At 57.2% G+C, this 11,535-nt stretch carries 9 protein-coding genes; 7 read left to right on the top strand and 2 right to left on the bottom strand.

Translation table 11 applies throughout. The features are described from left to right. Positions 1-1,641 precede the first annotated feature (1,641 nt). Both NKJ20_RS07740 and NKJ20_RS07735 read left to right on the top strand, forming a co-directional pair. Positions 1,642-2,358 (top strand): pentapeptide repeat-containing protein, encoded by a 717-nt coding sequence (locus NKJ20_RS07740; protein WP_352743378.1) that lies wholly within the window; start codon positions 1,642-1,644, stop codon positions 2,356-2,358. A 716-nt stretch (positions 2,359-3,074) separates the two neighbouring features. After that, entirely contained in the window at positions 3,075-3,560 is a 486-nt protein-coding gene (locus NKJ20_RS07735) for a hypothetical protein (RefSeq protein ID WP_352743376.1), read from the top strand. A 20-nt stretch (positions 3,561-3,580) separates the two neighbouring features. On the opposite strand, the gene NKJ20_RS07730 is transcribed toward NKJ20_RS07735, so the two are convergent. Together NKJ20_RS07730 and NKJ20_RS07725 are read right to left on the bottom strand one after the other, a co-directional pair. After that, entirely contained in the window at positions 3,581-3,823 is a 243-nt protein-coding gene (locus tag NKJ20_RS07730; protein WP_352743374.1) for a hypothetical protein, read from the bottom strand. 233 nt (positions 3,824-4,056) lie between these two features. Beyond that, entirely contained in the window at positions 4,057-4,212 is a 156-nt protein-coding gene (locus NKJ20_RS07725; RefSeq protein ID WP_352743372.1) for a hypothetical protein, read from the bottom strand. 990 nt (positions 4,213-5,202) lie between these two features. Here NKJ20_RS07725 and NKJ20_RS07720 point away from each other — a divergent pair. The 5 genes from NKJ20_RS07720 to NKJ20_RS07700 all read left to right on the top strand — a co-directional run bounded on the left by NKJ20_RS07720 (position 5,203) and on the right by NKJ20_RS07700 (position 11,235). Next, complete coding sequence (locus NKJ20_RS07720; RefSeq protein WP_352743371.1) at positions 5,203-6,483, top strand: recombinase family protein; 1,281 nt, start codon at positions 5,203-5,205, stop codon at positions 6,481-6,483. Positions 6,484-7,008: 525 nt separating this feature from the next. Next, complete coding sequence (locus tag NKJ20_RS07715) at positions 7,009-8,364, top strand: tyrosine-type recombinase/integrase (protein ID WP_352743370.1); 1,356 nt, start codon at positions 7,009-7,011, stop codon at positions 8,362-8,364. Continuing rightward, positions 8,361-8,714, top strand: coding sequence for a hypothetical protein (locus NKJ20_RS07710; RefSeq protein ID WP_352743368.1), 354 nt, complete (start codon positions 8,361-8,363; stop codon positions 8,712-8,714). The genes NKJ20_RS07715 and NKJ20_RS07710 overlap by 4 nt, the downstream gene beginning before the upstream one ends. Positions 8,715-8,825: 111 nt before the next feature. Further along, positions 8,826-9,113, top strand: a complete 288-nt coding sequence (locus NKJ20_RS07705) for a helix-turn-helix transcriptional regulator (RefSeq protein WP_352743366.1) — start codon at positions 8,826-8,828, stop codon at positions 9,111-9,113. A gap of 145 nt (positions 9,114-9,258) precedes the next feature. Continuing rightward, complete coding sequence (locus NKJ20_RS07700; protein ID WP_352743364.1) at positions 9,259-11,235, top strand: virulence-associated E family protein; 1,977 nt, start codon at positions 9,259-9,261, stop codon at positions 11,233-11,235. The last annotated feature ends 300 nt before the right edge of the window (positions 11,236-11,535 follow it).

Here is an 11,535-nt window from a genome sequence, read left to right as displayed (position 1 = left end):
CGCTGACATGCCAATCAAACAGCTGAAAGACGTCTATTTGGATTGCGAGCGGGGAGGCCGCCGGTGCGCTGGGGACGGAAGACGTCATGTACTGTTCGATGCGCGAGTTCCGACTAGTCGCGCGATAGCAGTTTGCGCATAATCAACGATGCATGGCCTTCTGAACCGTGCGACGCGGCCCTGCGATCGACCACTTCGAACCATGTTTGGACCGCGCACTTCGCCGATCAGCGCAGTAACCAACCCGCGGAGTTCCGCGAGCGACAGCCTTCAAACGAATCAGTCGGTGGTAGCGTCACGCATAGGGTGAATCACGGACGCGCTCGCCTGCAAACCCCTTCGCCCGGAAATCTGCCCCGGTTACGCGGTTCGCCAGCAGACTGAGAAGGAGCGGCTTCAGCCGATCGCCGATGCTATTTGTTATCTTTGTGCCGAATGGCAGCTTTGCGCCCCGATTTCGGCCGTTCGACTATATCGTTCGAACTGCCGAAAGCTGTCGGGGCTCCGGCCCTCTCAAACCCTCCGCCGCCGTTGACGCGCATGTGCCGCATGCCACCTGCCGTGCTTTCAGCGAGCCGACCTTACCTCCAGTCTGGAACCTAGCAGTCGCCCAACTGGTTCAACCTTCCGCCACGGCCGGGCAGGGGAGGGCGTGCAAAACGGTAGGCGCGACCTAAGAAACGGTCGCGGTTCGAGTCGGTAGAGGGATACCGCCGATACAGTACTGTAACCGAGTTCGTTTGCTGACGGGACTTCTTAATCGTTAATCGGCGCAAATAGGTCCGGCTCTAACCTCCGCAACCAGTTCCAGCATAAATCACTAATAGTCACGATCTGATCAAAGCCCCGCCGGAAAAAACGGCAAGGCATTTCCCACGGCAGGTTTGGCGAAGCGCGGAAGGGCACTCTGCCGCCCAGAGTAAGCGGCCTGCACGGTGAAGACGAGAGGGACGCTTTTCCAAGCGCGGAGTTCGAATCCCTCCCTCTCCGCCATAAAACATTGTTTACGTTGATAAAAATACAAGAACAGGTTGCGCGTCCGCCATAAAGCCCGCCAACCGAAAAAGGCGTATTCGCGGCACGTCAGCTTACGACACAAATATGCGGGGTTGATACTTCGACCTGGGAGATGGCAGAGATCAACTTCGGCTTCGCTAGGCGAAGTCGTGGGGTTCATGCGACAGCGGAATCAGGATATGCGACGAGCACCCCGTGCCGGGTCAACCTCGCCGTCGGGAAGTACCGATCGGTGCGGAACCAAGCGGATTCACGCTTGTCGGCAGCGGACGGCGGTGGTGGCGGTCAGCACCCGAGCAGGCTCCCAATTAGCGAGACAAACGTCCAGAGCGGAGGCCAATCTTGGCACGCGACTTCGCCAGCCTGAACGACCGCTCTCCTCGGCTTAGTCAAGCATACCTACGGAATGATGCGCCTGGCCGGTGACAAATGAATCTCTGCTGGACCGCCGATGATATGGGGAGGCGCTCGCAAATCGCGCCCTACGCGCGGGTTGATCGGTTGATCAACATCAAAGCTTGAATATGAGAAATGCGCTAACTGTGACGGCGGTGGCCACCGTGGCTCGTGTGTCAGCAGATGTGGTAAGGTTGAGTGTCGGCGAGTGGCAGAGGTCCAGCAACAATGACTTTGAGACGAACCAGAGCTTACGGCGCGTCCGGCTTGGTTATAGCGGTTTGCACTGTGTTTGCTTGGCAGAACGCCACTGCTGCTCAGAATTGCGATGCAGCCGCGACGCCTGGCGTCAATTGGCACGAGTGTGACAAGAAGCTTCTCATCCTAGAAGGACAGGACCTGAGCGGGGCGAACCTGTTCGGTGTTGATTTCACTTCGACCGACCTCAGGAACAGCAATCTCCTTGCGGCAAATCTTGAGAAGGCAACGCTTGTGCGTGCTTCCCTGGCCGACTCGACCGCCAAAGGCGCCCGGTTCGACAGAATCGAGGCCTACAGGACCGACTTCAGCCGTATGGACGCGCAGGGCGCTGTGTTTGCGAGCGCGGAAATACAGCGCTCGAATTTCCAGGGCGCCAATCTGACCAATGTTGATTTCACAAAGGCAGAATTGGGGCGTGCGCAGTTCCATGACGCCGATATCAGCGGCAGCCGCTTCTCGTTTGCCAATCTCGCACGGGCGGACTTCCGAGGAGCGACGTTCACCGCGCCGATAGACTTTGACCGCGCCTTTTTCTTTCTGACCCGTATCGAGGGGGTCGATCTTTCCAATTCGGCGGGTCTGTCCCAGTGGCAGCTCAACATGGCTTGCGGAGACGCCCGGACCGAGTTGCCTTCTGGCTTGACGAGGCCTGACGATTGGCCCTGTCAATTCCAGCAGGAATAGTTGTCGGCAAGCGAACTGTGCAATGCTGCACCCGACAGGATTTGAACCTGTAACTTCTGCCTTCGGAGGGCGCAGATCCTCCGCCGAGGTGGCAGGTTTCTGCGGTATTGCTATTGGCGAAATCGCGGCCGAAGGGTGTTTGTGCCCCTTCCGTTCACCGCTACCGGTTCAATCGAACGGGTAGCTCCTGTCCGAATAGGTGGCAGCAACTCTTGTATCGTCGAGAATGACTACCATCGTCGTGATTATCATTCAGAAGCCTGGCACCAACGCGTCGATCATACTCGCCTCGCAGCACTTGAAATAGGCCGCGGCATCTTGGGGGGCTTAGCTTTCGTCGGTCAAACGCCTGTCGAATGCATCTAGAGCGTTCATTCAGCAGCTTGGTGAGTCCGTTCGACCGGCGTGTACTCGTTTGTCGAAGGTTCAGGAATACAGTCGCAACGGCCTCACTATGTGATCTGGAAGGTCAACTGCTGATCCTCCCGCTCAACTCCTAATGAACCAGCGGATGCCGGGCGAATGGCGCTCCAGGCCGCTACTTGGGCGACGAATGGAGGCAATCACTCACGACCGCTGCGGGTTCTTCGACGACCCGCTGTCGTATGACTTACCTTGCGTAGACACAGCTTGTGAAAACGCGCGATAAGGTCGGCCTGCGCTAGATTCAAAGATGGCCGGGGCACCAGAAGATGGCACACCGAATGTGCAACGTAATGCTTGGCTTCGCGGCACTTGCCCTAGCCGCGTGCCAATCGGCTGCTGAAACGTCGCAACCGGCCACTCTCGAACCTGCGTTAGAACCTGGTGCCATTCCTCCCCAACCTGCCTTGGTTCCTTCCGACTCAGCAATCATGCATCAATCCGTGACGGTCACTCCCCCTGACAAGGGCGTTCCAACAAAGTATGCTGCTTTTTCGGGTCTATGGGCCGGACAATTGGACGGGATCTATGACGCCAAACTTGCTGTTCAGACGATTTCTTCCAATGGAAAAGTGACGGTCACCTATGCGTGGGGAAATCTGGGCGACAACTATCCGGGAGAGGCCGCCGGCGCTGGAAGAATTGTAGGGAGCACGTTGAAGCTTGAGCGCTTACCGAATGGCGCGGAGGTCAGTTTTGTTATGCTGTCCGACGGAGCCCTCGCCGGAACCGTTAGGCTTGCTGGCCAGACCTACACGGGCGCGTTCCTCAGGCAATGATCAAAGACGCATCTGAAGGGCTATGGAGAGGGCCAAACGACTGTTCCAATTTTGCAGCCTGTTGTTACCGGAGTGGGGGCCGTGCAGGTCGTGATCCCCAGATGAGCCACAACTCGATGCAAATGATCGTCGAACTTCTTGCCCGCCGCCTTGACTGCAAGCGCGGCCTGATCACCCTTCGCCTCCCGAATGACGGCCTCGATGCTCTGGCGGTTGATATGCGAGAAATAGCTGTCGCCGGTCGGCTCGAACCATTTCGCCATTTTCACCTCAACAGCCTATCCAAGCCGCTCTGCGTGCTCGAAAGCGCCTTTACGGTCATAGCAATGAAGCGCGCAGCGTTGACGGAATAAGCCGCCGCAAAAGGGGCGGCGCCGATCCGCGGATGCGGATCCGCGTCGATCCTGCACGGAACGCGGCGCTAGCAGCGCGGAGGAAGGACGGGGAGACCGAACTTCGCCATGCTGGCGCTAATGAAGCCGCGGCTGGGACCGCCTCACTTGGCGGAGACGGTGCGGATCACGACCAGCCGGTCGGCCCCGGATAGCAGCCAAACCTCTCCGCGGCGGCCATTGATCTGGCGGACATCAGCGTTTTCCGTGGACTTGGGGTACGTCGTAAACTTGTCTGTCTGCGGATCGAACGCGTGCACGGCGTTCCCTCCGAAATCGGACAATGTCGCGCTCGTCCACATAGACCGCATAGGTGCGAGGAAGGTCGCCGGGCAAACGCCAAGAGTTCCAGCCGCCGTCATGGGGGTCGCAGACCGATACCTGTCCCGCATTCCATTCCCAAATCCAAAGCCGTCCCCGGCTGTCCGACCACACGCGGCGCGCCCCCTGGTCCGGGGTCGGAGGCTCGATCACTCGAGCTTCACCGCTCTTGCGGTCGATGCTTGCCAGATAGCTGCCGGCGAGCGACACGAAGTAGACGTCTCCGTTGGGGGTCGCAGTAATCCCGTAGGGGCCGCGGCCCTCTGGAGCGTCGAAAATTATCATGTCGCCCGTCGCAGGGTCGAGCCTTCCGTAGTCCGCTCTGCCCGGTGAACCAGAGGAGGCCGTCGCCGTCGAACCTTCCGTCACGGCCGTGCAGGGGAGGGCGTGCAAAACGGTAGGCGCGACCTAAGAAACGGTCGGGCTCGAGTCAGGAGAGGGATACCTCCAATACAGTGCGGCCACTGAATTCATTTGCTAACTCGACTCCTTTGCAAGCTATAGGGCGGTTTGCAGCCTTAAATCGTGTCCGCGATTTGAACCTGCAGTTTTTGCCAACAAGGCTGGCCGGAGAGCAAGCGATTAGGCTCGCGGATTTCCGAAAGCACGCCTTGCTATCCCTTTCTGCGACCGATCGATTTGGTGACTTCTCTCATCTCCCGCTTGTGCACATCTTGGGAGACATGGACCAACATCATGATCTCGGCAGGCTTGAACGAGGCCATGCATCCTGCGGACTGCTATTTTCCGCCGTCGCAAGTCCGTCGCTATTATTGACCCGTAGCGAGGGCCACCCGCAATGGTTGTGAAATCCCACAAACGGGTCTTGCGCCAGGTGCCTGACAGAGCGATTCTGCGCCTTGCAAGCGCTCTCGCGCGCCAAGCGGCCCGCGAAGATCACGCGCGTGAACAGGCCGAGAAACCTTATCATGAATCGAACCGCGATCTACGCACGCTTCTCAACCGACCTCCAGAACGAGCGATCGATAGACGATCAACTCGCTTTATGCCGAGCGTACGCAGAACGTGAGGGGTTGAACGTTGTCGCAACGTTTGACGACCGAGCGCGCTCCGGCGGCTCCGTCATGGGCCGTGACGGTTTGCTTCACCTCATGGACAAAGCTCGTGAGCACGAATTTGATGTTCTCGTTGTGGAGGCCCTTGATCGGCTCTCGCGTGACATGGAAGACCTTGCCGGCATTCACAAACGCCTTTCATTTCTTGGCATCGAAATTCGTGCCGTCCACGAGGGCGTGGTGAACACAGTTTTGGTCGGGCTTCGCGGTCTTGTTGGGCAACTCTATCGAGAGGACATCGCTCACAAAGTCTGTCGGGGCCAGGCCGGCCAAGTCAGCAAGGGGCTCCATGCCGGTGGATTGACCTACGGCTATTCCTACGTGCTAGGCGACCCCGGAAAGCGCCTGATCGCAGACGACGAGGCGGAGATCGTGCGTCGTATCTTCAGGGAGTATGTCGATGGACGGACCCCGCGTGATATCGCTCACAATCTAAATAGAGAGCACATACCGCCGCCTCGTGGTCGAGCCTGGAATGCCTCTACTATCAATGGAAATGCGCAGAGAGGGACGGGGCTGCTTCATAATGAGCTGTACGCCGGTCGCTTGATCTGGAACAGGGTCAAAATGATCAAGGATCCTGATACGGGGAAACGGGTCTCGCGTCCGAATCCCAAGGGTGAATGGCGAATAGTCGAAGTACCCGACCTTGCCATTGTTTCGTCCGACCTGTTCGACGCAGCACACGCGCGGAAACAGGCGCGCGCAACCACCCATCCAAGCCATCAGCGCCGACCACGGCATATGTTGGCGGGGCTCCTGAGGTGCGGTGCCTGTGGTGCGGGAATGTCGTCAAAAGGCATGGACAAGTCCAAGCGCATTCGCATCCGCTGTTCCGCCGCGACAGAAAGCGGAACATGCGCTGATCCTAAGACCTTTTATTTGGATACGGTCGAAACTGCAGTGCTGAACGGGCTTACCGCCGAGTTGCGCCATCCTGAAGTGATTGCCCAATACGTCCAGACGTACCACGAAGAACGGAAGCGCTTGGCAGCCGACACCGATGCCAGGCGCACTCGTTTGGAGCGACGGCTTGGAGAATTTATCTCGGGAGATCGAGCGGCTGGTCAACGCCATTGCCAAGGGCCACGGCGACCCAGCCGTACTGGGACCGCAGTCAACAACGCTGAATGAAGAGCGTAAGTGCATTTTGGCAGAGTTGGATCGGGTGCCCGCCGCGACCGGAGTGATCGCGCTGCATCCTGCGGTGCTCGCACGTTACGAGGAACAACTGAACCAGCTTCAGACAGGGCTCGCCAGGGGCGTTGTGGCTGGCGATTCCGAAACTGCAGAGGCGATGCGGGACTTGATCGAAACCGTCACGGTATTTCGAGATCCATCGAGGATCGGCGGGATCGAAGTCGAAATCGCTGGGCGGCTAACGGTACTCCTGGGTGAGGGTGCCTTCCCCCACGGCGTCAAAGGAGTGGGGGGAATGGTGGTAGCGGGAGAGGGACTTGAACCCCCGACCCCAGGATTATGATTCCTAAAGCTCCTTCACTCGCTCGTTAACCTTTGCCAAACTACCAAGGCCGTTTCAGCCTAAAAACCACTTTTGGAACAATCATTTAAGGCGTATAGGTCTCCGGAGACTTCTCGTAAGGCCTCGCTAGGTCTTACTTCTTAACGGTTCGATTTCGTTACCCCGGAGTTACCCTGATGTCAAAGCGCCTGTCTGAGCCGACCCTCGACAAGATCAAGCCGGACCCGAACAAACGTCTGGAAATTCCGGACACGGTCGCCGGTCTGTATTTCATCGTTCAGCCCAGTGGGCGTCGATCATGGGCGCTTCGCTACCGTCAGTTCGGTCGGACACGGAAGCTCACACTTGGCGGCTTTCCTCAGTTCAAACTGGGCGAAGCTCGAAGCGCGGCTAAGGCGTTTCTGGAACGTATCGACCGTGGCGAAGACCCGGCCACGGACAAGCAGATCGATAAGAGGCGCCGCCTTCGCGGTGAGGGCATCGATCAGAGCCGCTTCGACAATGTCGCCCGCCTATTCATAGCCAGGCACGCGAAGGAAAAGACCAAGTCTTGGCTAACCACAGCGAACCGTTTGGGTCTAGTCCCCGACAAGACACTCGCTGATAGGTCCGATGACCCACTTACATTCGTTGTGCGCAAGGGGAGCGCCGTCGACAAGTGGGGTCATCGGCCGATCGAAACCATCGAACGGCGCGAGATCATTTCATATCTCGACGATCTGATCTCGGGCGGTATGGGTGCCGGCGCAAACCGCATCCGAGCAGCGCTATCGAAGTTGTTCAATTGGGCCATCACCCGCGATCTGATTGAGCTCAATCCATGTGACAAGGTCGACGCTCCGGCTGTGGAGACCTCTCGCGACCGAGTTCTTGACGATGCCGAGATAAAGGTAATCTGGAACGCATCGATGAACCTTTCGAAGCAGGAGCTTGGACGGCCTTTCGGTCCAGCATTCCGGCTGCTTATGCTGACAGCTCAGCGTCGGGACGAAGTCATTTCGATGAAGTGGAGCGAGATCGACTTCGTCAAGAAACAATGGATAGTGCCGGCCGCTCGGTCGAAGAACAAAAAGGCCAACGTGGTGCATCTTTCGGCCGCCGCCATGGACATCTTGAAAAACACGCCTCGTCTTAAAGGCAGCGACCTTGTTTTCACTACCAATGGCCATCGTCCGATTTCAGGCCTCAGTCGCGCCAAAAGGAATCTCGACGCCGATGTGATCGCGATCATGAAGCAGGAGGCGGCGAAGCGTGGTGACGACGTGACCAAGGTTGAGTTGCCAGAGTGGCGCATCCACGACTTTCGTCGAACCGCCGCCAGCGGGATGGCTCGCCTAGGCATTCGACTGGAGGTCATCGAAAAAATCTTGAACCATCAGAGCGGTGTCTTCGCTGGCGTGGCAGGCGTCTATCAGCGCTTTGAGTTCAGCGATGAGCGCACGGGGGCACTCGAAACATGGTCGCGCTTCGTCACTTCGCTCGTCTCGGACCAGCCAACGAATGTCGTGCCGATCGCGGGGAGAGGAGCTTGAGCAATTACACTCGTGTTTTGCATCTCGCAGCAGCAGGCGATCGATCAGGTCTTCTGCTCAAACTACGATCCGGTACTCCCATGCTGGAGGGCGATTTGGGGATGCTGGCCGACTATTTGGAAGGACAACTGGCGGCTCCGCCTTCTGGAAAGCTGGGCAGGCCGCGCAAGGGAATAGGAGACAAGTTGAAAGACGGCCTTACCATCGGGCGCGCAGTCGAGATGTATCATGACCGCGCTGCCGACCTACGATCACGCGGCATGATGTATCGAAGGAAGGCCGAGCTCATCCGAGAGGTCGCGGCTGAGTGTGGCGTGACGGAGAACGCTTTGAAAAACAGGCTGAGTTAGCCCTTCAAGATTAGCGGTAAAAACTCCAAATCTTGGCTATTTATCTCCGATATTGTTCTGGTCGCAACCGCATTACGTTCCCTCGTATCGCCTAACAATGCGAGCGGAACGATGGCACGCCCAAGCAAACTTCAGATCGATAAAGACAGAATTCCCGACGAAGAAATCGCTCCGGCAGACGAAGTCTTCTTGTCCACCAAGGAAATCAAGCAGCGATATAGCAATCCGTCCGATATGACGCTTGCGCGCTGGATCAAGGACCCGAAGACGCGGTTTCCGCCGCCGGTGAAGTTCGGCCGACACAATCGCTGGCCTCTGTCTCGTCAGCTCCGCTACGAGCGCGAGCGCCTAGCGCAGGCCAACGAAAAACCGCCCGGCGTGGATGCGCCGGACGGTTAGGGTCTCTCTGCAGGTCGTCGGAGCCATAGGGCGGGCCCCATCCTCAATAGTTCCAAAGTGCAGTCTAGATTTATCGACTTTGCGCAAAAACGTAAAGTCGAAAGGCATCCCGCTGCGCTGAAGACAAGGCAATTGGCATAGTGAAATGTCGAAATTCTATGGCTCAAGCAATATTGATGATCCAGACCGCGAGAAGTGGACTAACGACACTGAACATCTTTCTGATCATGTATATCGAAAGGTCGATAAATCTTACGCCTTCACGATCCAGCGTGGGCGCAACGTGGTCAAATCAAGCGATGGCGCAATATACAAAACTGTCTATCGCACAGTCCGCGACAACATGCTCCGGCACGGCGACCGCATCAATCCAGAGGACAAGGTAGATCGCTTTTTCGGCATCGGTGACGAGGAGCCGATCCTTTACCACCTGCCAGAACTGATTGAGGCGACCAAGGCACCGGGTTGTCTGGTGTTACTTTGTGAAGGCGAAAAGGACGTTGAGACCGCCATGGCGCTCAGCTTCGTTGCCACAGCGAATCCCTTCGGCGCTTTAAAATGGAAGAGTTCCTTTTCACAGCATCTCAAAGATGTTGATGCTGTGATCTTAGTCGACAACGATCAAAGAGGTCGTCAGCACGCTGATCAGGTCGCTGTTAGCATCGGCCCCCATGCCTCTGGTGTTCGGCTGCTGGAGCTACCGGACTTGCCCGACAAGGGCGATATTTCGGATTGGGTCGTGGCAAGGCGAGCTACCGGTCAGTTGGACGACGCAATCAAATCAGAACTCTTGGGATTGATTGCCGACGCACCCAATCTGGAGGACTGGCGCAACGTTCATGGCCTTCTTAGCAAGGATAAGAAGGGGGTTCCTCTCCCTACCCAAGCAAACATTAGAGCAGCTATTGAACAGATGGGGGTACTTATCCGCCAGGACGAATTCGAAGGCCGGATGCTAGTCGATGGCTTACCCAACTTCGGACCTCTCCTCGATGACTCCGCGATGCGTCGGCTGTGGTTGGAGGTCGACACTCGGTTTCGTCTCAAAGTTGGCAAGGATTTCTTTTGGGATGTCGTCGGGGATTTGGCGATGAGGAACACCTTTCATCCGGTTCGGGACTATCTCGATAGCTTGAGTTGGGATGGTGTAAGTCGCATCGATAGCTGGCTGACAACCTATGCCGGCGCAAAGTCCACCGAGTACACTCGTGCGGTCGGTTGTTTGATGCTCGTCGCGGCCGTGCGGCGAGTCAAAAAGCCTGGCTGCAAATTTGATGAGATGCCCGTTTGGGAAAGTCCTCAGGGCAAAAACAAATCCTCTGCTCTCGCGGTTCTCGCGGTCAAGGAAGGATGGTTCACTGACGATTTGCCGCTCACCTCTGACTCCAAACAGGTGATCGAACGTCTTTCAGGCCGCTGGATTGTTGAGGCAGCCGAATTGAAGGGTATGCGTAAAGGCGACATCGAGCATTTGAAGTCCTTCCTCTCGCGTCAGGTCGACAGAGCACGCTTAGCGTACGGCCGTCTCACTTCGGAAAGGTTGCGCCAATGTATCATCGTAGGCACGACCAACAACGAACGCTATCTCCGTGATGGAACTGGAAATCGACGGTTCTGGCCGATCAGGGTTGAGCAGTTCGATCTTGACAAACTCAAGCAGGACCGCGACCAGCTTTGGGCTGAAGCTGTTGCGCGTGAAGCCGATGGGGAAAGCATTCGCCTCAGCTCAGAGCTGTGGGAAGCGGCATCAGAAGAGCAATCAACCCGTGCGGTCGAAGACCCCTTTGTCGGAGCGCTAGCGGAGGCTCTGGGCACCTTGGAAGGCAAGCTCAAATCCGAAGATGTCTGGTCCATCCTGAACATACCGATCGGTTCTCGCCACCAGGAGCATAATGCCAGGCTCGGCGAAGCTATGCAGGTGCTCGGGTGGGAGCGGAAAAAGCTTCGTTTTGGAGGCCCGTCGACTTGGGCCTATGTTAAAGGTGATGCGCTGATACCGCAACAAATCCACGTCGAACGCTACTGGAATGAGAGTTCGAAGACCTCGGAACTGAAAGTCTTTGTAGGCGAGGACACTCCGATCGGCGATCCCCCCGATCTCCCCGATCCCCCTTCGTCCTAGAGCAATCCTATCGAAGAAGGGGAGCCGCTGGACTGCTCGCCGCTCCCCTTGTCAAAAAGGAGGGGGATCGGGGGGATCGGTAGAAGGATATCAATAGTTGCATGGGTTTTAGCGTCCCTCCCAGGGGGATCGGAGAGGGGGATCGGGGGGATCGCCTCCTGAGATGCGAGAGGTTGATTTTCTCAGCCCCAAAGAGGCATCGCCTCGGCCGAATTTTCCTGCGCGGACTGTAGCTCCGGATCAATAGTCCCCGGCTCTTCGCCACCAAGCCATTTAAAACATTAGATGTTTCAGCGCTTT

The sequence above is a fragment of the Mesorhizobium sp. M0185 genome (assembly GCF_040322175.1).
Classification (GTDB): Bacteria; Pseudomonadota; Alphaproteobacteria; order Rhizobiales; family Rhizobiaceae; genus Mesorhizobium.
Note: the sequence above shows the minus strand (reverse complement) of the source record. Positions and strands in the feature narration are given on the sequence as shown.

What these genes read in the sequence shown, in the direction of transcription:
- NKJ20_RS07700 (WP_352743364.1), top strand. Translation starts at nt 9,259, where the DNA reads ATGTCGAAATTCTATGGCTCAAGCAATATTGATGATCCAGACCGCGAG.
- NKJ20_RS07705 (WP_352743366.1), top strand. Translation starts at nt 8,826, where the DNA reads ATGGCACGCCCAAGCAAACTTCAGATCGATAAAGACAGAATTCCCGAC.
- NKJ20_RS07740 (WP_352743378.1), top strand. Translation starts at nt 1,642, where the DNA reads ATGACTTTGAGACGAACCAGAGCTTACGGCGCGTCCGGCTTGGTTATA.
- NKJ20_RS07730 (WP_352743374.1), bottom strand. Translation starts at nt 3,823, where the DNA reads ATGGCGAAATGGTTCGAGCCGACCGGCGACAGCTATTTCTCGCATATC.
- NKJ20_RS07720 (WP_352743371.1), top strand. Translation starts at nt 5,203, where the DNA reads ATGAATCGAACCGCGATCTACGCACGCTTCTCAACCGACCTCCAGAAC.
- NKJ20_RS07735 (WP_352743376.1), top strand. Translation starts at nt 3,075, where the DNA reads ATGCTTGGCTTCGCGGCACTTGCCCTAGCCGCGTGCCAATCGGCTGCT.
- NKJ20_RS07715 (WP_352743370.1), top strand. Translation starts at nt 7,009, where the DNA reads ATGTCAAAGCGCCTGTCTGAGCCGACCCTCGACAAGATCAAGCCGGAC.